The 21,363-nt window shown below is 64.9% G+C and carries 18 protein-coding genes; 8 read left to right on the forward strand and 10 right to left on the reverse strand.

Annotated features, from left to right (window positions below):
- Positions 1 to 5: 5 nt before the first annotated feature.
- The 3 genes from BLS55_RS01720 to BLS55_RS01730 all read right to left on the reverse strand — a co-directional run bounded on the left by BLS55_RS01720 (position 6) and on the right by BLS55_RS01730 (position 5,974).
- On the reverse strand, positions 6 to 1,007 hold the full coding sequence (locus BLS55_RS01720) for an HlyD family secretion protein (RefSeq protein ID WP_092152635.1): 1,002 nt from the start codon (positions 1,005 to 1,007) through the stop codon (positions 6 to 8).
- Positions 1,007 to 2,419 carry a TolC family protein gene (locus BLS55_RS01725; RefSeq protein WP_257243096.1) on the reverse strand — a complete coding sequence of 471 codons (1,413 nt, stop codon included), beginning with the start codon at positions 2,417 to 2,419 and terminating at the stop codon, positions 1,007 to 1,009. The genes BLS55_RS01720 and BLS55_RS01725 overlap by 1 nt, the downstream gene beginning before the upstream one ends.
- A gap of 180 nt (positions 2,420 to 2,599) precedes the next feature.
- Positions 2,600 to 5,974 (reverse strand): acyltransferase domain-containing protein, encoded by a 3,375-nt coding sequence (locus BLS55_RS01730; RefSeq protein WP_092152637.1) that lies wholly within the window; start codon positions 5,972 to 5,974, stop codon positions 2,600 to 2,602.
- Positions 5,975 to 6,295: 321 nt separating this feature from the next.
- On the opposite strand from BLS55_RS01730, the gene BLS55_RS01735 reads away from it, so the two are divergent.
- The 7 genes from BLS55_RS01735 to BLS55_RS01765 all read left to right on the forward strand — a co-directional run bounded on the left by BLS55_RS01735 (position 6,296) and on the right by BLS55_RS01765 (position 14,900).
- Entirely contained in the window at positions 6,296 to 7,612 is a 1,317-nt protein-coding gene (locus tag BLS55_RS01735) for an aminotransferase class I/II-fold pyridoxal phosphate-dependent enzyme (protein WP_092152638.1), read from the forward strand.
- 36 nt (positions 7,613 to 7,648) lie between these two features.
- Entirely contained in the window at positions 7,649 to 8,995 is a 1,347-nt protein-coding gene (locus BLS55_RS01740) for a glycosyltransferase (protein ID WP_092152768.1), read from the forward strand.
- Positions 8,992 to 10,008 carry a polysaccharide deacetylase family protein gene (locus tag BLS55_RS01745; protein ID WP_092152639.1) on the forward strand — a complete coding sequence of 339 codons (1,017 nt, stop codon included), beginning with the start codon at positions 8,992 to 8,994 and terminating at the stop codon, positions 10,006 to 10,008. The genes BLS55_RS01740 and BLS55_RS01745 overlap by 4 nt, the downstream gene beginning before the upstream one ends.
- Positions 10,009 to 10,174: 166 nt before the next feature.
- Positions 10,175 to 11,515 (forward strand): glycosyltransferase family 4 protein, encoded by a 1,341-nt coding sequence (locus BLS55_RS01750; protein ID WP_092152640.1) that lies wholly within the window; start codon positions 10,175 to 10,177, stop codon positions 11,513 to 11,515.
- Positions 11,503 to 13,437: an asparagine synthase (glutamine-hydrolyzing) gene (gene asnB, locus BLS55_RS01755; RefSeq protein ID WP_092152641.1), complete on the forward strand. Its 1,935-nt coding sequence runs from the start codon at positions 11,503 to 11,505 to the stop codon at positions 13,435 to 13,437. The genes BLS55_RS01750 and asnB overlap by 13 nt, the downstream gene beginning before the upstream one ends.
- A 230-nt stretch (positions 13,438 to 13,667) precedes the next feature.
- Positions 13,668 to 14,156: a pyridoxamine 5'-phosphate oxidase family protein gene (locus tag BLS55_RS01760; RefSeq protein WP_092152642.1), complete on the forward strand. Its 489-nt coding sequence runs from the start codon at positions 13,668 to 13,670 to the stop codon at positions 14,154 to 14,156.
- Positions 14,157 to 14,237: 81 nt separating this feature from the next.
- On the forward strand, positions 14,238 to 14,900 hold the full coding sequence (locus tag BLS55_RS01765) for a hypothetical protein (RefSeq protein ID WP_092152643.1): 663 nt from the start codon (positions 14,238 to 14,240) through the stop codon (positions 14,898 to 14,900).
- Between the two features lie 266 nt (positions 14,901 to 15,166).
- Here the strand turns inward: BLS55_RS01765 and BLS55_RS01770 are convergent, their stop codons facing one another.
- Positions 15,167 to 15,592 carry an acyl-CoA thioesterase gene (locus BLS55_RS01770; protein ID WP_092152644.1) on the reverse strand — a complete coding sequence of 142 codons (426 nt, stop codon included), beginning with the start codon at positions 15,590 to 15,592 and terminating at the stop codon, positions 15,167 to 15,169.
- On the opposite strand from BLS55_RS01770, the gene BLS55_RS01775 reads away from it, so the two are divergent.
- Complete coding sequence (locus BLS55_RS01775) at positions 15,587 to 16,735, forward strand: MltA domain-containing protein (RefSeq protein WP_092152645.1); 1,149 nt, start codon at positions 15,587 to 15,589, stop codon at positions 16,733 to 16,735. The two genes, BLS55_RS01770 and BLS55_RS01775, sit on opposite strands and share 6 nt — an antisense overlap.
- A gap of 197 nt (positions 16,736 to 16,932) precedes the next feature.
- Here the strand turns inward: BLS55_RS01775 and BLS55_RS01780 are convergent, their stop codons facing one another.
- The 6 genes from BLS55_RS01780 to BLS55_RS01805 form a co-directional block, all read right to left on the reverse strand.
- Positions 16,933 to 17,262 (reverse strand): hypothetical protein, encoded by a 330-nt coding sequence (locus BLS55_RS01780; RefSeq protein WP_092152646.1) that lies wholly within the window; start codon positions 17,260 to 17,262, stop codon positions 16,933 to 16,935.
- Positions 17,259 to 17,717, reverse strand: coding sequence for an MOSC domain-containing protein (locus tag BLS55_RS01785; RefSeq protein WP_092152647.1), 459 nt, complete (start codon positions 17,715 to 17,717; stop codon positions 17,259 to 17,261). Before BLS55_RS01785 ends, BLS55_RS01780 begins: the two co-directional genes overlap by 4 nt.
- A 196-nt stretch (positions 17,718 to 17,913) precedes the next feature.
- A complete protein-coding gene (locus BLS55_RS01790; protein ID WP_092152648.1) occupies positions 17,914 to 18,651 on the reverse strand; it encodes a TRM11 family SAM-dependent methyltransferase in 738 nt (245 codons plus the stop codon).
- Positions 18,648 to 19,505 carry a type II restriction endonuclease gene (locus tag BLS55_RS01795; protein ID WP_092152649.1) on the reverse strand — a complete coding sequence of 286 codons (858 nt, stop codon included), beginning with the start codon at positions 19,503 to 19,505 and terminating at the stop codon, positions 18,648 to 18,650. Before BLS55_RS01795 ends, BLS55_RS01790 begins: the two co-directional genes overlap by 4 nt.
- Positions 19,506 to 19,517: 12 nt before the next feature.
- The gene (locus BLS55_RS01800) at positions 19,518 to 20,585 is read right to left on the reverse strand and encodes a Dam family site-specific DNA-(adenine-N6)-methyltransferase (RefSeq protein WP_092152650.1); all 1,068 of its coding nucleotides are present in this window, start codon (positions 20,583 to 20,585) and stop codon (positions 19,518 to 19,520) included.
- 273 nt (positions 20,586 to 20,858) lie between these two features.
- On the reverse strand, positions 20,859 to 21,350 hold the full coding sequence (locus tag BLS55_RS01805; RefSeq protein WP_092152651.1) for a HyaD/HybD family hydrogenase maturation endopeptidase: 492 nt from the start codon (positions 21,348 to 21,350) through the stop codon (positions 20,859 to 20,861).
- Positions 21,351 to 21,363: the final 13 nt, after the last annotated feature.

Here is a 21,363-nt window from a genome sequence, read left to right on the forward strand (position 1 = left end):
CGGGCTTACCTGCCCCCTTTGAAGCGCACCACGGCCTTGAAGCCGGGTTTGAGCTCCAGGTTGGGGTTGGGCACGGTGAGCTCCACGGTGTAATAGGAAGGGTTTGCCACGTTCATATCATTGGAAACCCAGGAAATTTCATTAACCTTGCCCGTAAACTTCTTGTTGTTCAAGGAGGGGATTTCCACCTCCACGGCGTCGCCTTCTTTGATGCCGCTCACTTCGGCTTCGTAGACGGGCACCTGGATGAGCACGGGGTCCAGCTGCCCCACCCGGATGGGCGCGCTGCCGGCGGGCAGCAGGGTGCCGGTGTTGAGGGTAGCGTCCAGGGCAAGCACATAGCCGTCAATGGGCGAGGTGAGGGTCAGGGTGGCGGGCAGGGTTTCGCCTTCCCGGATGGATGCGCCGAAGTAGCCTTCCAGCTCTTTGAGGCGGGCGGCGAAGTTGCTTTCGGTCTTGCGGATGGTGGTGCGCAAAAGTTCAATGCGCCGCTGCAGGGATTGGACGTCGTCTTCCAGGCGGCTCAGGGCCTGGCGCGAGCCCAGGCCGGAGGCCACAAGCTGGCGGGTTTTGTTGCGCTGGGCCGAGGTTTCGGCCAGGCGGCGTTCCAGGTCCAGAACCTGGCCTTTCAGGTCTTCGGTGCCCGCGCCGGTGGTCACTTCGCGCTGGAGCACGCGTTCGGCTTCTTCCTGCAGGTGGTAGCGCAAAAGGGGCGCGCCTTTTTCCACGCGGTCGCCGGGCTTGACCAGCACCGTGTCCACCACGGCGTTGAAGGGCATGGATACGGCGCGGGTAACGGTGGTGACCACCTTGCCCGTGAGGATGGTGGCCCCGCTGCCGATGGAGGTTGGGGCTTCCGCCGCGCGGACCGTCGCTGCCGGTGCGGCCAGCAGCAGGGCCAGCAGCAGGGCCAGCAGGAGGGGGGCGGTCAGGAACGCGGGGGCAGGGCAAGGCGTGGACAGGGCGCGCGCGGCAGCGGCACAGGGGAGAAGACGGGGGCGCAGCATCACAGAATCTCCTTGGCAGGCAGCCCCAGGAAACGTTCCTGCAGCAGGCTGGCCACGTACATCCACTCCAGACGCGCCAGGCGGCACTCCAGATCGGCCTTGATGTAGTCCACGCGGGCCTGCACCTCAGCTTCGTGGAGCTTGGCCACGGCGGGGAACTGCTCAATGCCCTCGTTGAACGAAATATGCGCTTCCTTGAACTGCATGGCGGCCGTATCCAGGCGCGTTTTGGCCAGCTTGAGCTCGGTTTCGGCCAGGGCCACGCGCTGTTCGGCCTGGAGCCACTTGTTGGAATAGTCCGTGCGTTTGCGGGCCAGCTCATGGAAGGCCTGGGCCTTCTGCATGCGGGCGGTCTGCACGCCGCGGTAGCGGCGGCCCCAATCCACCAGGGGGAAGCTGACGTTGAAGTGGAGGAAGGTGTCCTCCTGGCCGCTGGTGGGCTGGTACTGCCCGGCAGGCGGATTGTTGTTGAGGGCAATGTTCATGTCGGGCATGTACTGGGCCCAGGCCACCATGATGTTGTAGTCCGCCAGTTTGACCTGGCCGCGGAGCAAAAGGTCGTCCTCGGTGGCGGGCCAGCGGTTGTCCCAGGTGAGCTTGCGGCCCTCGAAGCCGGCCAGGATGGTGTCGGCGCTGTCCGTATCCACGTTAAGGCGTTGTTGCGGCTCCACGCCGGCCAGAATCTTGAGCTGGGTGCGCTGCATGGTTTCGCGCATGCGGGTCTGCTCCAGCATAAGTTCCAGCTCGCGCTGGTGCTGCTGGGCCAGGTTCAGGGCCACGCCCTGGCGGCCTTCCACGGATTCCACCTGCTGCCAGTAGTCCGTCAGTTCCTTGCCCAGGGGCAGCAGCTCCTGCTGGGCCTTGACGATTTTTTGCTGCGCCTGGAGCTGCAGATAGGCCTGGGCGATTTTGTAGATGGCTTCGCCCACGGCCTTGCGGTGGGTGGCAATGGCCAGATTGACCATGGCTTTCTGCACCTGGTGCTCAAAATAGGTGGCCACAGGGTTGGGAAAGGCGGCGCTGAAGCCCACGCGCAGTTTGGTCTGGCCGTAGTCGCCGGGGGTATCCTTGGTGTCCATGTTGTAACGGGTGAGGTTGTTGGACACGGTGAGGGCCATGCGCGGTTCGGGCAGGTACTTCCACACGGCGTTGGTCAGGGCCACGCGCTTGATTTCCAGCTCCACGGCGCTGTTGACCAGCAAAGGCGACTGCTGGATGGTCAGAAAGACGCAGTCCTCAAAGGAAAAGACCTTGGAAGGATCGTAGAGGTTGGGCACCGCGGCTTCCAGTTTGGCCTTGTTTTCCACGGGCACGCCCGGGGCTTCCTCCAGCCAGTGCCGGGCGGGCAGCTCCGGCGATTTGAGCCCGGCCTTGTTGGAAGCGCAGGCGCAGAGGGCAAGGCTCAGCGCCACAAGCAGCAAAAACGGCAAAGGCCCCGATATGGTAGTGTGCGCACGTTGCATCTGGCACCCTTTGCGAAATCGCGCCGACCGTAGGCCGGGCGGGTGGATGGATATGGCCTGAAACCGCGGCGCGCATGGCCGCGTGCCTGTGTCCCCGCGCAACGCGTGCTGCGGAGACAAAATATGACGTTATACGGCGTCGGGCGCAGGGGCCGCGTCAGACCGCCGCCGGTCGAACTCCAGGTGGTGCAGGGTCAGAAAAACCTGCCCTGCCGCGTCCCGCGCCTGCGCGTCAAAGCGCAGCAGATTGGCGTCGGCCCAGGAGCGTTGCAGCACAAGCTGCCAGGGGCCGCCCTTGCCGACGCCCCGCCAGCGGATAAAGCCCGCCGCCGCCAGTCGCCAGCCGCGCAGCCCTGCCGCGGGATCAAAGACCGCGCCGGGCGCGTCAGTATGGTGGGCAATGGCCAGCCAGGCGGCCTGCACCAGGCCCTCTACCACATGGAGAGCATCAGTATAGCCGCAATCCGCAGCGGGGGCAATGGATGGCCGCTGCGGCGGCCGCAGGGTCGCGGCAAACCGGTGTTCGGGCAGGACGGAGAAATGCGTGAGCAGACGCCAGGCCGGCCCCAGCCCGGCGGCCGCATAAAAACTGTCGGGCGCGGGGCCCGCGCTCCCGGCGTCCGCATCGGGCCAGAGGGGCGGCACTTCGCCCGCCGCGGCCGCCAGCAGGGCGTGGCCTTCGGCCACCGGGGCGTACTGGTCCGTGTGGCGGCCGTTGGCCGTGAGGCCGCGCGCCTGAAGCCGGGCGCGGCACAGGCGGGTCATGACGGCGTCCTGCCCCAGCCAGGGGTCGGCCTCCGCCAGCATCCGGCATTCGCGGGTTACGCCCGGCGGCAGAAGGGGCGGATCGTAAAACCGCAGGTCTGAGAAGCCGGAAACGGCCAGCCAGGGCAGCAGCAGACGCGAACCCTCCAGCAGGGCCTCCAGGGCGCGGTTTACGGGCAGCCAGGGCAGGGCGTCCGCGGCTGCGCCATAAGCGCCGTGCTGGGAGAGATCCGGATCGGCGTAGCGCGAAAAATGGCAGGCCCCCTGAAAAAGGGTGGCCGTGGCCCGGTAGGCGGGGTGCGGATCGGGAAAGACCAGAGGGAAGGCGCGGGGCCGCTCCAGCAGGGGCGCGGGAGCGCCCGCGTCCGGCAGACCGGGCAGCTGGCCGGGGCGCGCCCAGAGCACCTGCTGGGCCGTGCCGCGCAGCAGCTCGCGGGCCAGCATATCGCCCCATTCGTCCAGGCCCGCGCGGCCCGTGTCCAGCAGGCGCACGGCCCGCACCGGCAGGCCGTTTTGCCGGCCCAGGGCCAGCAGGCGTCCCTCCAGCGGCAGCGCGGCGCGGGCGTGCTCCAGGCTGGGGGAAAGGGCGGCGCAGCAAGAAGCCCAGCGCAGGCCGCGGGGCAGGGCCGCCTGCCACAGGGCCGTCAGCAGGGCGGCCTGGGCCGCGCCGGGAGCGGGGGATGCCGCCGTGTCCGCTGCCGGAACCAGCAACAGACCGTCCACCGTGCCCGCGACGGCGGCCAGGGCTTCCAGTGCGGTTGCGGCGGCCTGATCCGGAGGAACCCCTTGAGGGATATCCCAGGGCGTCAGCCGTGCTCCGGCGGCCAGGGGGGCGCAGGCCGCCAGCAGGCGCGCCGGCACGGCCAGGGTCAGCCCCAGGGGGGCCAGCCCGCGCAGCAGGCGCGGCAGCAGGCGGTCGTCTTCCAGCCACACGGCCAGGGTCTGCCCGGGGGCGAGCGGCAGGCCTGCGCCGCAGGGATCCAGCGGCAGGGGGCGGAGCGGCGCGTCGCCGTCCGGCGGAGCCAGCCGCAACAACGGGGCGGGGCAGGCGCGGCGGGGCCGGGGTGCGGCGGTCGGGGCGGGGGCTGGCCCGCCGCCCAGCAGTCGGGCCAGATCGCCGACGGTGGCGGCGCGCAGCAGATCTTCAAAATTGACGGCGCGGCCCAGGGCTTTTTCCAGCTCCTCCACAATGCGCGGAAAGCGGCTGGAGCGCAGGGCCAGGTCGTAGCGCAGGTCCATGTCCGGCCGCAGCTCCGCGGCGGGGCGTCCGCTGGCCCGGGCCAGCACTTCCAGCAAGGCCGGGGGGCAGGTTGCGGCCGCATCCGGAGAAGGCGTCCCCGGGGAAGGGCGGGCCGGTTCCAGGGCGGCGGCGTCCGCAGCGCAGGCGCAGGGCGCGCGATGCGCCTCGGCCAGGGGGATGAGCCCGCAGTGGGGCAAGGGCCGCAGGGCAACAGCCGCGGCTTCGGCCGGGGCGGCGGCCAGGCGGGCCGCAATGGAGGCGCGCCGCAGATGCCCCAGGGCGTAAAGCTGCGCGCAGGCGCGGCGCAGGGCTTCTGTCTCGTGCCCTTTGCGGGAGACGGAGAGGCAGCGGGCGCGGGGCTCGTTGTCGGTCGTGAGGCCGCAGAGCGTGTCCTGCGGGCCGAGCTCCAGAAAATGGCGGATGCCGTCGCGCTGCCACATGGTCCGCACGGATTCTGTCCAGCACACGGCGTGCTCGTCCAGATCGGCGATGTGGCGGCAGATGCCGGGCTGATCCGGAGGATAAAAGCCCGTGGTGACGCAGCTCAGGGCGGGGCGGCGGGGCGGGGCCATATCCAGCGCGCCCAGGCGGCGCAGGGAAAGATCGCGCAGCACGCGCATGCTCGGATGGTGGAAGGCCAGGCTCACGTTAAGGAGCATGGCCGGGATGCGCCGCTTGCGCAGGCTTTTGCGGGCCTCCAGCAGCACGGGGCGCGGGCCGCTCAGAATATACTGGCGCGGCGTATTGTAGTTGGAAATATAGAGGTCCGGCCAGGCGGCGCAGGCTTCGTCGATGACGGAGCGCTCCGCGTGCACGGCCATCATGCCCGTGTCCGCCCCTGGGCGGGCCTCCAGCTCGGCCATGTGCGCCGCGCGGGTGTCCAGGATGTACCAGCCCACTTCCGGGCTGTAGATGCCCGCCAGACAGAGGGCGATGAGCTCGCCCAGGCTGTGGCCGCAGAACAGCGCGGGGGTAAGGCCCAGGCTTTCCAGCACGCTCCACTGGGCCAGCTCTACCATAAAGAGGTAGGGCGACTGCCAGCGGGTGCGGCTGATTTTTTCCACATCCGTTTCGTCCATGAGGGCCAGGACGTCCCAGCCCGCCACGGCGGCAATGCGGTCCATCATGGCCCTGGCCGCGGGGGCCTGGTCGTAAAGCTCCCGCCCCATGCCCGGCCACACGGAACCGAGCCCGCAACACATGACGGCCAGGGGGGGCGGCGCGTCCGCCGGGGCCAGCCAGACGCCTTTTTCTTCCAGAGCGCTCAGGGTCGCCGCGTCGGGCTCCCCGGCCGTGAGGGGCAGCTCCTGCCGCCAGAGGGGGGTGCAGCTGCCCAGCCGCCAGGCCCGGTCACCAGCGCCGGGCAGATCCGCATAGCGCACGCCGTCCAGGGCCAGCTCCGCCGCGGGCGCCTCGGCAGAGACCTCCGGCAGGGGTTTCGGCGGCGTTGCGTCCTGTGCGGCGGCAGGGGCGGCGATGGATTCTGGCGGATGCTGCATGCTGAACCCGGAGCCTGCGTGTGGGCAAAGAGCCTCTTGCGCAGGATGGTGGAAAGAAGTATGTCAGGATGACCAACAGGGAATGCTAGCCCATCCTTTTCGCCTTGTCCAGGATTTCTCCCCGTGCCGGCGTTGGGGCGGGCGGACTGCGCGCCCCTGGCGCGTCCGTTGGAGGCGGCCGGCAGCGGCAATGTGTTGTCTGGGCTTCCTGCTTGCCATATGCGTTTGCTTTGGCTATGCTCTCTTCTTACCATGAACGGCGTTTGCTCCGCGTCCTGAAGTTTGCGGAGCTTTTTCAGATACCTTTGACGAGGACAAGGCATGAAGAACGACCATTCCTGTCAGGCCGGCAACGGGGCGAAGCCCGCGTCCGCCACAGACGGCAACGCCAGCGGATTCACCCGCATGCGCTCCAAACTCGCCTTTGACCGGCTGGTGGAAATGGGTGCCAAGATGGGGATGGAAAATCCTCTGTTTCTCTGCCACGAGCGTGCGGCCAAGGCCACGACGCTTATCAACGGCAAAGAATATCTCAACTTTTCCACATACGACTACCTTGACATCAACGCCCACCCGGAAATTACCGAAGCCGTGACCGAGGCCGCGGCCCTGTACGGCACCTCCGCCGGGGCCAGCCGCCTGGTGGGCGGCGAGCGCCCGCCGCACCGCGAGCTGGAACGCGCCCTGGCCGAACTCTACGGCGTGGAGGACTGCATCGTCTATGTGAGCGGCCATGCCACCAACGTCTCCACCCTGGGCTTTCTTTTCGGCCACCGCGACGCCATCTTCCACGACGGGCTCGCCCACAATTCGCTGGTGCAGGGCGCGCGGCTTTCCGGATCCACCCGCTATTCCTACGCCCATAACGATTGCGACGCCCTGGAAGAGCTCCTGCGCAACAAGCGCGCCGAGCACAAGCGCGCCGTCATCGTCACCGAGGGCCTGTTCAGCATGGACGGCAACATCCCGGACCTGCCCCGCATCATTGCCCTCAAAAAGCAGTACGACTGCATGCTGCTGGTGGACGAGGCCCACTCCCTGGGCGTGCTGGGGGCCACGGGCCGCGGCGCGCGCGAACATTTCAACCTCGACCCCACGGACGTGGACATGTGGATGAGCACCCTCTCCAAGTCCATGTGCGGCTGCGGCGGCTTCATTGCCGGCAGCCGCGAGCTGGTGGAGTTTCTCAAGTACGGTTCGCCGGGCTTTGTCTTCAGCGTGGGCATGCCCCCGGTTATTGCCGTGGCCTGCCGCAAGGCGCTGGAAATCATGCTGCGGGAGCCTGAAAGGGTGCACAAGCTGCAGCAGATATCCCAGTTCTTTATCCGCTACGCGGCGGAAATCGGCCTGGATACGGGCGCGGCCCAGGGCTATGCCGTGGTGCCCGTCATGGTGGGCGACCCCATGGTGGCGGGCTTTTTGTCCAACGCTTTGTTCAAGCGCGGGGTCTACGTCATGCCCATCACCTTCCCCGCCGTTAAGGAAGGCACGGACCGCCTGCGCTTCTTCCTTTCCGCCGCGCATACCGAGGAGCATATCCGCAGGGCCCTGGACGCCGTGCGCGAGGCCATGCCCGAAGCCAGGGCCATTGTGGACGAATACAAGCGCACCCACGCCGACGCGGCGGAGGGCGACTAAGCCCCCTGGGCGGCATGTATGGCCGTCGTGAAGCCTATGAACCCTACGTCTTCGGCGTGCGGGCGGGCGGATGCCGCGTCCGGCGCAGGCCCTTTGCCCACCGCCGCCGCGCCGGACGCCGCCACCGCGGCCTTGCCCCCGGTGGCCTATGTGCTGCTGTGGTTTCCGCTTTCCTCGGAAACTTTCATCTTCCGTGAGGTGGTGCAGCTCCGCGCGCGCGGCCTGCCCGTGCGCGCGTATACCCTGTACGGCCCCAACATGCGGGGCTGCAGCGAAGAAATGCGCTGCTACGACGGCCCCGTGCGCCGCATGGGCGTCAAGGCCGTGGGGGCCGTTTTGGCGGCCTTTCTCGCCGCCCTGTGGAAGGAGCCGCGCCGGGTCTGGGGCTTGCTGCGCCAGGGCTTCTTCCGCCGCATGCGCAACCTGGAATCTCTGGGCGAGAACCTCTGGTGCTTTCTGGCGGGCTTTCTGCTGGCCCGCCAGTGCCGCGAAGACGGCGTGCGGCTTATCCACGCGGCCTGGGCCAACGGTCCGGCCACGGCGGCCTGGGTGGCCTCGCGGCTTACGGGCATTCCTTTCGCCTTTACGGGCCGCGCCGGGGACATTTACCCCGAAGACGGCCTGCTGCGCGAAAAATCGGCCGACGCCCTGTTCATCCGCACCAACAACCTGGCCAACGTGCAGTGGCTACGGCAGTTCTGCCCCCCCGGCCAGGAGGGCAAGGTCCACGCCATCTACAACAGCCTTACCTTCACGCCGCGCGGGCAGTGCGCCATTGCCATGCGTCCGCCGTATCGGCTGCTGGCCGTGGGCCGTTTTGCCCGTACCAAGGGTTTTCCTTACCTGCTCACGGCCATGGCCCGGCTGCGCCGCGAAAATGTGCCCGTGACCCTGACCCTGGTGGGCGACGGCCGCTGGCGGCGCAAGCTCGCCGCCATGTGCGCGCGTCTGCGCTTGCAGGATATGGTGCGCATGCCCGGCTTCATTCCTCACGATCAGATCTGCGGCTACATGCTTGACCACGACATCCTGATCATGCCCAGCGTAGTCCACACCAACGGCGACCGCGACGGCATCCCCAACGTGATCATGGAAGCGCTTTCGCACCGCATGCCGGTCATCGCCACCGACGTCTGCGGCATTGCCGAAGTGGTGGAGGACGGCGTGACGGGCCTGCTGGTGCCCCAGCGCGACGCCCATGCCCTGGCCGACGCCGTGCGCCGCATGCTGGAGAACCGGGACCAGGCCCAGGCCATGGCCGAGGCCGGCAGGGAACGGGTGACGCGGATGTTTGACCGTGAACGCAACATCACGACCTTGCAGGATCTTTATGTGACTGAAGGCCGCCGCTACTGGCGTGGAGCGGCACGCCCGCAGGCATGAGTGCGCGCCCGGAAGTGTTCCTGACCGTCAGCCTGGACGTGGAAGAGGAAGGCCTCTTCGGCGGCAGTTATGCCCGGCGGGGCTGCACCACCGCCAACACGGTCTGCCTGGAACGTCTGCTGCCCCTTTGCGAGGCAGGCGTGCGCCCCACCTTGTTCTGCGCGTACAGCGCGCTGACGGACCCGGCCTCCCTGCCGGTGCTGGCCCGACTGCGCGACCGCTGCGGCGCGGAGATCGGCGCGCACCTGCACCACTGGAATACCCCGCCCTTGGCCCTGCCCGGCGCGCCGGAACCACCGGATACGGCGGCTGCCGTGCCCGCGGCCGCTGTGCCGCCGGAGCTCATGGCCGCCAAGCTGGAGCGCCTGATGGCCGCTGGCCGCGCCTTTCAGGGCGCGCCCCTGACCTCCTTCCGCATGGGCAGGTGGGATCTGCACCGCGCCCACTGGCCCTTGCTGGCCCGGGCCGGCATCCTGGCCGACGCCTCGGTGCGGCCCCTGCACAGCGCCCGCGCCCCTTTGCTGGGGCCGGACCACTTTGCCGCGCCCAGTCATCCTTACAAGGTGGAGGCAGATGGCAAGACCATTTTTGAGCTGCCGCTCACGGTCACGCCGCTGCTGCCCGCCTTGCCCCGCCTGTGCAGCGTCGCGCCGGGTGGTGCGGGAAGGGCTCTGCGGGCCGGTTTTCGCCAGTGGGGGGCGCTGGCCCTGCTGCCCGTTTACCATCCGCTGTGGGCCATGCGCCGGATTGCGGATTTATTCGTGGCGCGCGGCGGGCGGGCGCTTTCGCTTACCTGGCATTCTTCCGAGATGATGCCGGGCGGCGCGCCCCATGTGCCGGATGCGGCCGCCGTGGACCGCCTGCTGGACAAAATTGCGGCCTGGCTGCGCTGGCTCTCCGGCCGGTATCGGGTGCGCCATGCGACTCTGGACGAGCTGCGCCGCGCGCTGGGCCCAGCGGCCCCCACGCCGGCATCGGCCGTGGGCGACTGGACCTGGTCCGCACTTGCCTGACCCGCTTGGCGGGGATATAGTAACCTATCAAGGCAGGATTTTTGTTTGGCGTGGTTCCCGCGCCTGCCGCCATGTCGGCCGGTCTGGAAACGCAGGCCGCCGTTCCCCGCCGGAGGCCCGCATGGGTCAGGCCTGTCTAACCCCATTACCCAGGTTTACCACCGCTATGGCTCAGACCGACGCGCCCCGTTTCGCCCCTTTCCCGCAGGGGCTGCCCCATGTGGCCTATGTCCTGCTCTGGTACCCTCTGTTCACCCAGCCCTTTATTTTCAGGGAAGTGGAGGGCCTGCGGCGGCTGCTGCCGCTCTCCGTCTTCAGCCTGTACGGGCGCAACCTGCGTCAATGCTCCACAGAAATGCGGGCGGCGGCCGGGGGCACTTACGTCTTCGGCGCGCGGCGCTTGCTGCTCGTGCTGGGCGAGGCGCTGCGGCAGTGCCTGCTGTACCCCCGGCGCACCTGGCGGCTGTTCCGGCGCAGCGTGTGTCGGCGCTGGCAGAGCTGGGAAACCCTGGGCGAAAATTTTTGGGCTTTCTGCGTGGGCCTCTACCTGGGCCGCCTGTTTCAGGAAGCGGGCATCGACATGATCTACGCCCCGTGGCCGCGCGGCACGGCCACGGCCGCCTGGGTAGCGGCCAGCATCGCCGACCTGCCCTTTGCCACCGCCGCCCGCGGCGACAACCTGGCCCCGGCTGATCCGGATCTGGGCGACAAGCTGGGCGCGGCCTTTTTTGTCCGCGCCAACAATGCGGCGGACCAGGCCCGCATTGAAGCCTTTGATCAGGGCCAGGCGCGGGGCAAGGTGGCGCTGGTCTACAACAGCCTTACCCTGTCGCTGCCCCCGCTTGCCCCCGTCCAAGAGGAGGAGCCCGCCCCCCCCGGCGCGACCCGGCCCATGCCCCGCCCCGTGCGTTTGCTGGCCCTGGGCCGTTTTGACGTCACCAAGGGCTTTGACGTGCTGTTGCGGGCCTGTGCCCTGCTGCGGGACAGGGGGCTGGACTTCACTCTTACCCTGGCCGGCGGGGGCGGGGCCGTTATGGGCCTTGGGCGCATGTCCGCCCGCATTTCGCAGCTGCGCAGGGATCTGGACCTGGAGGGCCGCGTGCGCCTGCCCGGCCTTGTTTCCCACAACGACCTGCCGCACATGCTGCAGGAGCACGACATTTTTGCCGCGCCCTGCATTGTGCACGCCTCTGGCCGCCGGGACGGCATCCCCAATACGGTCATTGAGGCCCTGGCTTACGGCCTGCCTGTGGTAAGCACCACGGTCAACGCCCTGCCGGAAGTGGTGCGCGACGGCGAAACCGGCCTGGCCGTGCCGCCGGGCGACGCCCCGGCCCTGGCCGACGCCCTGGCCCGCCTGGCTGACGATGCGGATCTGGCCCGGCGTCTGGGCCGTGCAGGGCGGCGTCTGGCCGAAGAAATGTTCGACCCCGAACGCAACAGCCGCCGCCTGGCGGACGTTTTTATCGCCCAATATGGGGCTTGGCGGCGCTCATGTGCGGCATAGCGGGCCTTTGCCAGACGGACGGCGGGCCGCTGCCGCCTGAGGCGGACCAGTGGGTGCGGGCCATGACCGACCGCATGGCCCACCGCGGCCCGGACGGTTCCGGCCTCTGGCGGGAAGGGCCGGTGTGCCTGGGGCACCGGCGGCTCTCCATCATTGACCTGGCCGGCGGCGGCCAGCCCATGTGCAGCGCCCAGGGCGACCTGACCGTCACCTTCAACGGCGAGATCTATAATTTTGCGGAGCTCAGGCAGGAGCTGCAGGCCCGCGGCGCGCGCTTCCAGACGGATTCGGATACGGAAGTGATCCTTGAAGGCTACCGCATCTGGGGCCCGGACTGTCTGGAGCGCTTTGACGGCATGTTCGCCTTTGCCCTCTGGGACGCGCCGCGCCGTCGCCTATTCTGCGCCCGGGATCGCTTCGGCAAAAAGCCTTTTTTCTACACCGTGCAGCAGGGGCGCTTTCACTTCGCTTCCGAAGTGACGGCGTTGGAGCAGGTTCCGGGCCTGAACCTGACCCTGGACCCCGCCGCCCTCATGCGCTACCTGGCCTACGAATACGTCCCCACCCCCCAGACCATGTATAAGGAAGTGGTCAGCCTGCCGCCTTCCCACTGGCTGCTGCTGGAGGACGGCGCGCTGCGCGTGGGACGCTATTGGGACATGCCCGTGCCGGAGGAGGACGACCCCCGGCCCGTGCCGCAGCTCTGTGAGGAGCTGCGCGACCTTCTGGCCCGCGCCGTGCGGCGGCGCATGGTCAGCGACGTGCCCCTGGGCGTCTTTCTCTCGGGCGGCATAGATTCCACCATTGTGGCCGGGCTCATGGCCCGGCAGTCCGCAACGCCCATCAAAACCTTTTCCATCGGCTTCAGCGAAGCCAGCTACGACGAATCGCGCTACGCGCGTCTGGCTGCGGCCGCCTTCGGCACAGAACACCACGAGCGCGTGCTCTCGGCCGCCCAGTGCGCCGATACCCTGCCCGGCATCATCAGCTGCATGGACGTGCCCATGGCCGACGCCTCCGTGGCGCCCACCTGGCTGCTCTCCGGCGTCACGCGCGAAAAAGTTACCGTGGCCCTGGGCGGCGACGGCGCGGACGAGCTCTGGGCCGGCTACGAGCACTACATCGGCTTCAACCTGGCGGAGCGCTACAACGCCCTGCCCGCCGGCCTGCGCCGCGGCCTGGTGGAGCCCCTGGCCCGGCTGCTGCCTTCCTCCGCCGGCTACATCAACCCGCGCCTGGCCGTGGAGACCTTCCTGCGCGCGGCGGCCGCCCCGGCCTGGCAGCGGGTGCAGACCATGCTCACGGCCCTGGGGCCGGACGCGCAGGCCGATCTCCTCGCCCCGGCCGTGCGGGAGCGCGCCCCGGAGCTGCTCAGGCCCGCAAACCTCTTTGCCCCCACCCGCGCCGCCTATGAGCACTGGCAGCCCCCGCAGGCCGCCGCGCCCCTGGCCCGCGCCTTCCACGTCTATGTGCGGCAGTTCCTGCTGGACGACATCCTGGTCAAGGTGGACCGCTGCTCCATGCTCCACAGCCTGGAAGTGCGCGCCCCCTTCCTGGATAAGGACGTGGCCGCCTTTGCCGCGCGCCTGCCCGTGCGCTACAGGCTCCACGGCTTCAAGCGCAAGTGGCTGCTCAAGAAAGCCTTTGCGGACCTGCTGCCCAGGGAGATCCTCCACCGCAACAAGCGCGGCTTCCAGATCCCCGTGGCCCAGTGGCTGCGCGGCCGCCTGCGTCCGCTTATGGAAGACCTGCTGGCCCCGGAGGCCCTCACCGCCCAGGGCCTGTTCAATCCCGCCGCTGTGCGCGCCCTTATGGATGCCCACCTCTCCGGCAAGGCCGACCTGCGCAAGCCCCTTTGGACCCTGCTGGTTTTCCAGCTCTGGTGGCGCGCCCGCCGCGATGGCCGCGGGCCGGCGTGCTGAGCGTTTTTTGTGGGGGGGGAGATTGGTGCTTTGTGGGGGGAAGGAAACTTTTGTGAACAAAAGTTTCCTTCCCCCCATGCCCCCCATCCTTCAAGAAACTTTTCTTTCTCAGGGGACGCGCCGGGCGTACCCTGAAGGAAGAGTTCAGTTTGCGCCGGGCTGGGTTGGCGTTGCCTTTCCCCCCGGCAGGTGCGCGCGGCATAAAGCAGACGCGCCGGAAGGAGCTTTCCATGCCCCCATGCCCATTTCCCCCGCTGCGCCGTCCCGGCAAAGCCCTGGACGAGGCGGAAGCCCTGGATATTCTGCGGCGTGCGTCCGTGGCCACGCTGGCCTGTCTGAGCCCTACCGGCTATCCCTATGCCGTGCCGCTCAATTTCGTTTTTGCGGAGCCCGCCGCCGTCTATTTTCACTGCGCTGCGGAGGGGCACAAGGTGGAGGCCCTGCGCAGCGAGGCGCGGGTAAGCCTGGCCGTGGTGGGGCATGCGCAGGTGCAGCCGGAGCGCTTTACCACCAGCTACGCCAGCGTGGTGGTTTTTGGCCGGGCCGCGCTGGTGACCGGGGCCGAGGAGCGGCGGCGGGCCCTCATGGCCCTTGTGGCCAAATATGCGCCGGATTTTTATGAGAAGGGCCGGGCGTATGTGGAGGGCTACCGCAAGCCCCTGGCCGTCTGGCGGGTGGATGTGGCGCGCCTGACCGGCAAACGCGGCGGCGCGGCGTAGGGCCGCGCCTTCCTGAAAGGCCCCTGGCCGCGGCGCGCGCCGAGGGACGCCGCAAGCGCTCTTTGCGGAGGAGAAACCGGCATGCTGTGGGAATGGGCGGCTGCGGCCGCGGCGGTCATCGTAGCGGTGCTGTTCTGCCTGCGGCTTACGCGGCAGGGCCTGGGCACGCTGGAAGAGGAGCGCGACCGCTGCCTGGAACGCATCCGCCAGATGGAAGAACAGGTGCGGGAAGACCAGAAGAACATGCCCTCCGGCGAGCATCTGCGCATTGTGCACGCCGCGCTGGAAGACCTGCTGCGTCAGGCCGGCAATCCGGCGCAGGACAGCCTGCTGGTGGAGATGGAAGCGGAGGGTCAGGCCCTGGTCTGGCGGTTGCCCGGCCCCGACGGCGCGCCGGAAGAGTGGCGGGTGCGGCTCTTCATGCGGGAGCGCGAGCTGCGCGGCACGCACAAGGTGGCCCACGGCCAGGCCCGTTGGCGGCTCAGCGGCCCGGCCTCGGAAGAGGAATTTACGGATCTGGCGCAGCTCTTGCGCGCCTGCAACGTCCGGCTGGCGCGGCGCACGCGCTTGGCAAGCCTGCCGCCCCAGCCGGGGGCCGACCTGCCGGATCAGACAGGGGCGGAACCGGAACACCTGGCCCGCCGTTTTGCCCGCCTGGGGCCGCGCCGCAAGGCCGGGGCGCGGGATGCGGCCCGGCGCTCCGGCGAAAAACCCGCGCCGCCTTCCCTGCGCCGGTCGGATTAGAGAGTTTCAACTTTGAGATGCCCTGGCGGCTGCGTGAGCAGAGGCCTGCCGTGCAGGGGGAAGCGCGATCCGTTTGCACTGTTAAGCGCCGAAACGGGCGTGCCGCAAATTTTGAGCCTGCCTGTTCTCAAAGGTAATCTGCTCTACAGCTGATTGCCGTTGCGGGCGCTCCTTTTTACAGGCAGGCCCGGCGTTCCGTTGCGGCTGGCGGCTGCCCGCGCGTCCTGGGTGCGCCTGCCCCTTGAGGGGGAAAGGTTTTTGAAAATCTATACCTCCATACTGAAGGTCAGGTTGCGGAACCAGTCCGGCACGGCCACGGGGCGGCCCTGCGGGTTGACCAGCGCGTGCTGGGTCATGCCAGTGGCGAGGAGGCGCGTCTTGTCCTCGTTCCATATCTCATATACAAAGCGCAGAGACGCGCGCCCCCATTCGTCGATGCCGGCGCGCACCAGCACCAGGTCGTCGTAGCGGGCGGGGGAGCGGTAGCGGCATTGGGCCTCGCGCACGGGCAGGATGATGCCCCGGCGCTCCACCTCGGCATAGCCCATGCCGCAGCGGCGGATGTAGTCGCCGCGCGCGCGTTCAAAAAGGTGCAGGTATTCGGCATAGTACAACACGCCCATGGTGTCCGTTTCGCCGTAGGACACCCGGTGGGGCATCCAGACATGGGGGATGGGAAAAGCGTCATGCATAGGCTGACTCCTTATGGATTTGCGTACAGGGTTTCGCGTTGTGGGCGGTTGGGCGCGCTGGTGCTGCTGGGGGCGCTGCTCGCGGCCTGCGCCAAAAAAGCGCCCACGCCGGAGCTTGAGCCCCTGGGCCCGCCCGTGGCCATGGAAAGCCCGGAATTTTTTGTCGCCTATCTTGCCCCGCGCAACCAGGATCTGGCCAGTTGGAAGGACATGGCCCCCACGGTGCGCAAGTCCCTCAATTATGTCAACACCCGACCCCAGAGCGGCGTGGCCGTGCAGCGGCCCGGCCTGAGCGTGACCTGGGGCGAGATCGGGCGCACGCTGGCCCGCCTACAGGATCTGCTGCCGCGGCTGGACGCCGAGCCGCAGCTGCTGCTGGAGAACTTCCGCTGGGTGGAAGTGGCGGGCGGCATCAATTACTCCGGCTATTACGAACCGGCGGTGCGCGCCAGCCGCACCCGCAAGCCCGGCTATACCCAGGCCATTTATGCCCGGCCGCCGGAGCTGAGCAAGGTGCTGGCCCAGAAGGGCCGCTATTATGACCGCCGCACCATTGAGGAAAAGCAGGTGCTGGCGGGCCGCGGCCTGGAGCTGGCCTGGGCCGCCGACCCCGTGGACGTGTTCTTTCTGGAGATCCAGGGCTCCGGCCGCCTGATTTTTGACGACGGCACCCAGGCCTACGTCAACTACGCCGGGCAGAACAAGCACAAATACAAAAGTTCTGGCCGCATCATGCGCGAGAAGGGCCTGCTCAAGCGCGGGGATATCTACGAGCAGCGCGAGTGGTTCCGCAACAATCCCGACCGGGTGCGCGAAATCCTCAATGATAATCCGAGCTACGTCTTTTTCCGTTTTGGCACGCGCGGCCCCACAGGGGCCATGGGCTACCAGGTGGACGACTGGCTGAGCCTGGCCACGGACAGGGGGTTTATCCCTCTGGGTGCGGTGGTGGCCTACGGCGTTAATGCCCCGGACGAAAAGCGGGGCCGCGTGCCCCTGCGCGGCATTGGCTTTGCCCAGGACGTGGGCGGGGCCATTAAGCGCAACCGCATTGACATCTTCTGCGGCGGCGACGAGCGCGCCAACTATGTGGCCAGCCACCTGGACGCCAAAGGCCCGGCCTGGGTGCTGCTGGCGAAGTAAGCCGGTTTGTGGGGTGGAGGGGGAGATTTTTGCGTGCTGCCCTTCCGCCCGTAACCAGCGCTGCTGTCTTTGCCCGTAATTCCCTTCGGCGTACCGAGACAAACTTCTTCGCCGTAACGGACGAAAATCCCCTTTGGCACAGCGACGGGTTGCGTCCGGCGCGTCCTGGACGGAGTCTGGTCGGATTTGTGGGCGGCTCAGGGCTGCGCCGGGCGGGCTGCGGCCGGAACGTCGCCTGCGGGCGGGTTTGCCTTGGCCGTGTCGGCGGCCATATACGGGCGCAGGGATTTGGCGAACTCGATGAGCCCGCGCTGGGTATTGCCAAAGGCGCGCGGCGTGGCTGCGGCGCCGTGGTCGCCTCCGGCGGTCGACGCCGCAGGGGCCTCGCCGGCGGTCGGTCCCGCCGCCACGGCGGGGTGGAGCTCCCGTTCCACCAGGGCGTATGCGGCCATGCCGGCCACGCCCACAACCACCATCAGGGCCAGAAACAGCACGGAGCGCACCAGCATGCGCGCGCCTTCCGTCATGACGGCACCTCCTGATCTGCGGCGGCGGGCAGGACGTCCAGGCTGTCGCCGGGGCGCAGCGTGCCGCCGCGCAGCACGCGGGCAAAGATGCCCTGGGTGGGCATGATGCATTCGCCCATGGTATGAAAAATCTGGCAATGGCTGTGGCATTCCTTGCCGATCTGGGTCACTTCCAGCAGGGTTCCTCCCCCAGCCAGGCGCGTGCCCACGGGCAGGGCGGCCAGGTTGATGCCGTCCACAATGAGGTTCTCGCCAAAGCAGCCGTTCGCTACCTTGGCCCCGCGGGCCTTGAAGGCGGTGATGGCCTGCCAGGAGAGCAGGCTCACCTGCCGGTGCCAGGGCCCGGCGTGGGCGTCGCCCTCAATGCCGTGTTCCGGCACGAGCACGGCCTGATCCACGGGTTTTTTGGCCACGCCCTTTCTGGCGCTGACGCATACGGCCACAATCCTGCCCATATGTTATGCTCCCTTCCACGGCTGCGCTGGACAGCCATAGCGCACGCAGCTTAGCACAGCCCGGCCTGCTCCGCCAGGGGGGCGGCGGCAGGAACGTCGCGTCCGGTTCAGCCGTAGACGCGGGGTGCCACACCTTGCATTGGGCTTTGGCGCTTTGGCAAAAACAGCTGCACCTGCATCTATTGCCGTGCTGGCATTACTTGCGAAAGACGAATAAATATTCATGCGCCAGAAGAAGGAAATTGTATTTCACGCTGTTTGTTTTCCAGTAACCTGTTGCCTTGCAGTTATGCTGTTCTTTGATAATGATTTCCTTGGTGGTAAATCCGGCTTCAGTAAAAATATTCATGACAGCAAAGCCCATAGGAATGACGCAACCTTTTTTTCGCGTATCACCCATCAATATAGCGCAAAACTTACCAGGCTTTAATACGCGGTAGCTTTCTGCTGCAACGCTGTGCATCTGCAACAAAAATTCTGGGATGGGAAGTAGTGAGAGGTCTCCATCTGTATTTGTACTGTAGTGAATTATATCTGCATAGGGCGGATGGGTGCAGATTAGGTCAATGCTCGCAGCATTCAGAAACGAAAGATTCCTGGCGTCGCCATGAACTATGTGTACATGACCGCCATCCTGGAATAAAAAATCAGTTTTTTCTTTGCATATTTCAAGTGAATTACGGTTGATATCAACGCCAATGCAGTTTCTTCTGAGTAGTTTTGCCTCCACAAGGGTAGTTCCACCTCCGACGAATTGATCGAGTACCAGATCGCCCTCTGTGGAATAGCGGAGCAGCAAGTTTCGTGGAATAAATGGAGACCAGTTGCCACGGTATTTCGCATCGTGTGTAGCCCAATTCCCTCTCTTCGGAAACGACCAGACTGTATTCAGTTCCAACTCGAAATCGTCTGGTCCCCACTTTGTTATGGTCATACAAATACTCTTTTTATGGCGCCATTTTCAAGATCATTGATATTGTAGATATGTTGCATAACGCCGAACGTTTCCTCAAGGTTGTTTCGCGCAGAACGCCAGCCCTGCCCATCGGTGAACCAGACGAACGTAAATCCCTGAATCTGATCTGCTTCAAGGGCCAGCGTCTTGTAGCTGCGGGCGGTTTCATTCAGCTTCGAACCGCCACTGGCATAAAAATTTGTTTCTACGCCATAGATGGCGGACGGTGTTTTGACAACGAAATCGAAACGTTTTACGGCCTTGCCGTTATTGGAAAGTGCAGCAAGGGAAATACCCCATGCCTTCTCTATTGCAGCTATGGTCATTTCTTTGAAATACGTTACATCGCGCACAAATCCTGAGCGCTGCAAAAATGATTCTACAATATTTTCCATTAGGTGCCCGCCGCGATTCTTCCTCCCATTGCTGTCAAGCCCTGTTTCAACGCCCGTGGCATAGTCGACAAGATTTGAGATAATATGTTTTTGTAGCAGGTCAAACAATCCCGTTTTTCTCATGAATATCTTATATTGTTCCAGTGGGTAATTCTGGTCTTTAAATGAGTATAAAAATTCGCCATCGCCATCTATAGCATAGATTTCATGGCCTCGAACGGCCAGTAAGAGCGGAATGCATTGTAACGTCTCTGGGTAGCGCGTTGTAATATCTTCAAATTTTTGCTCTATATTTTCTGCACCAATAAGTGCATTTAAAATATTCAGCTCAATATTTATACAGTCTATATTTTTATAGACTTTAGAAAAGTCAACGTAGTATCTGTAGTCGGAAATGCTGGATTTGAAGTTTGTAAGCCATTCTGCAAAATTGCGCATCAGGAAACCTCGCTAGGCGTTGCAGATCAATAATTCGCTGATCTTGTTGCGTGATGTGCCGACAGAATTGATGGCCCGGCTTGCGCCGATCCGCAAGACCTTGTGTTTAGAGTAGAGACGGTCAAAAAAATCGTCTGTCGCATTTGTATTCTTTGGGTCGCTGTTGCTTGCCACAATGTGCGCCCCCCGCTCACTCATGGCGTCAATAAACTGCGCCAGCTCGATCTGTTCGTTGTCCCCAAAGCCGCCTTCGGCGTAGGAGGTAAATCTTGCCGTTGCCGAAAGCGGGCGATATGGCGGATCGAAATAGACAAAGGTATTTGAATCAATAACATCGCGAGATTTTTTGTAATCGGCACAGACAATGGTCACCTTCTGCAGCGCTTCGGAGGCGGCTTTCAAGTTGGCGGCATCACAAATCTTTGGATTTTTGTAGCTGCCCTGCGGAACATTGAAACATCCTTTTGAATTTACCCTGTAGAGTCCATTAAAACATGTTTTGTTGAGAAAAATAAACAGGGCTGCAAGCTCAACAGGGCTGCATGCCATTGATTTTATGGCATTAAATCTATCTCTTAAGCCATAATATTGTTTTTTGCGTAGGGCGCTGCTTGCAGGGAGGTAGCTGGCTTCAAATTCTTGTAAATGCTTTATAATGTCTGTAACATTGTCTCTAATTGTTTTGTATGTTGTGATTAGTGATGCATTAATATCGCTTATATATGCTTCTTGTATTTTATAGTTGGTTATGACATCAAATAATACTGCACCACCACCAACAAAAGGTTCTGCATATTTTGTAATTCGTTTTCCAAGCTCTAATGGATATTGTTTTCGAATATCTGTAAGAACTTGTGACTTTCCCCCAGCCCACTTCAGAAAGGGTTTGATTGGCATATCTGCAGGTGCATCGAATCTTCTGCTGCGCCCGTCTTCCGGCTTTGCAGCTGTTATTGGAATAAGCCATATCTTGCCGACAAAAGTTGCCCCTGCAATGCGTTCCTCAGAGCAAAGCTTGGCAACGCGCCGTTGGGAAATTTTCCACTTTATGGCGGCTTCTTTTGTTGTCATGACGTGCATGTAAACTTCCTCAAATTTTATATTATTCCGATGTCGGAATATTGTCAAGTCAAAATTCTCCCCCCTGCAACATGCGCTTGGTGCCTGGGCCACGAATAGCTATTTTTGTCTTGTTCGTTGGGGAAAGTCTGTACGGCAGGGGTTATCTTATCCCCCACAGGAGGGGTAACGGTGAAGATTTTTGAAACTGGACTGTACGGCCCGGGCACGCGAGCATCCCCTTATGTAGGTCGGCCGCATGGCGAGGTTTGGCGGCAGCCCGCCATAGCGCGATTACTTTTGTGGGGTGGCCGTGGCCAGGCCGCGTTCCTGCAGGAGGCGGACGACCTTTTGGCAGAACTGGGGCAGCAGGGCTGCGGCCTGGGGGGTGAGCTCCGGCTGCATGGTATGGTAGTCAAAGGGCTGGAGGCCCACAACAATGGCTTCCACCTGGTGCCCGGCCAGGCGGCAGGTGATGAGGGTATCCACCAGGTCGGTCTGGTGCATGGAATCGCGGAAGCTGAGGCTTTTGCGCAGGTCTTCGCCTTCCAGCAGGTAGACGGTGCCGGGGGCTTCCGGGCCGAGCACCACGTCCAGAACCACGAGCTGATCGCAGTCCATGAGGGTGCTCATGAGCCGGAGGCCCATGGTGCCGCCGTCCTCCAGGCTGACGTGCTCCGGCCAGGCATAATGCTGTTGCAGGTATTCCACGGCGCGCACGCCGAAGCCTTCGTCAGTCATCAGAATATTGCCCACGCCGAGAATGAGCAGGCGCTGGTTTTCCACGTCGCGTCCTTGG

The organism is Desulfovibrio legallii, from assembly GCF_900102485.1.
Taxonomy (GTDB): Bacteria; Desulfobacterota; Desulfovibrionia; order Desulfovibrionales; family Desulfovibrionaceae; genus Desulfovibrio; species Desulfovibrio legallii_A.

Excerpts from the sequence above, each read along its gene's own strand:
- BLS55_RS01765 (WP_092152643.1), top strand. The coding sequence starts at position 14,238 with ATGCTGTGGGAATGGGCGGCTGCGGCCGCGGCGGTCATCGTAGCGGTG.
- asnB (WP_092152641.1), top strand. The coding sequence starts at position 11,503 with ATGTGCGGCATAGCGGGCCTTTGCCAGACGGACGGCGGGCCGCTGCCG.
- BLS55_RS01750 (WP_092152640.1), top strand. The coding sequence starts at position 10,175 with ATGGCTCAGACCGACGCGCCCCGTTTCGCCCCTTTCCCGCAGGGGCTG.
- BLS55_RS01760 (WP_092152642.1), top strand. The coding sequence starts at position 13,668 with ATGCCCCCATGCCCATTTCCCCCGCTGCGCCGTCCCGGCAAAGCCCTG.
- BLS55_RS01780 (WP_092152646.1), bottom strand. The coding sequence starts at position 17,262 with ATGACGGAAGGCGCGCGCATGCTGGTGCGCTCCGTGCTGTTTCTGGCC.
- BLS55_RS01730 (WP_092152637.1), bottom strand. The coding sequence starts at position 5,974 with ATGCAGCATCCGCCAGAATCCATCGCCGCCCCTGCCGCCGCACAGGAC.
- BLS55_RS01800 (WP_092152650.1), bottom strand. The coding sequence starts at position 20,585 with ATGCACGTCATGACAACAAAAGAAGCCGCCATAAAGTGGAAAATTTCC.
- BLS55_RS01740 (WP_092152768.1), top strand. The coding sequence starts at position 7,649 with ATGAACCCTACGTCTTCGGCGTGCGGGCGGGCGGATGCCGCGTCCGGC.
- BLS55_RS01785 (WP_092152647.1), bottom strand. The coding sequence starts at position 17,717 with ATGGGCAGGATTGTGGCCGTATGCGTCAGCGCCAGAAAGGGCGTGGCC.
- BLS55_RS01790 (WP_092152648.1), bottom strand. The coding sequence starts at position 18,651 with ATGACCATAACAAAGTGGGGACCAGACGATTTCGAGTTGGAACTGAAT.
- BLS55_RS01720 (WP_092152635.1), bottom strand. The coding sequence starts at position 1,007 with ATGCTGCGCCCCCGTCTTCTCCCCTGTGCCGCTGCCGCGCGCGCCCTG.
- BLS55_RS01775 (WP_092152645.1), top strand. The coding sequence starts at position 15,587 with ATGCATAGGCTGACTCCTTATGGATTTGCGTACAGGGTTTCGCGTTGT.
- BLS55_RS01795 (WP_092152649.1), bottom strand. The coding sequence starts at position 19,505 with ATGCGCAATTTTGCAGAATGGCTTACAAACTTCAAATCCAGCATTTCC.
- BLS55_RS01770 (WP_092152644.1), bottom strand. The coding sequence starts at position 15,592 with ATGCATGACGCTTTTCCCATCCCCCATGTCTGGATGCCCCACCGGGTG.
- BLS55_RS01745 (WP_092152639.1), top strand. The coding sequence starts at position 8,992 with ATGAGTGCGCGCCCGGAAGTGTTCCTGACCGTCAGCCTGGACGTGGAA.
- BLS55_RS01735 (WP_092152638.1), top strand. The coding sequence starts at position 6,296 with ATGAAGAACGACCATTCCTGTCAGGCCGGCAACGGGGCGAAGCCCGCG.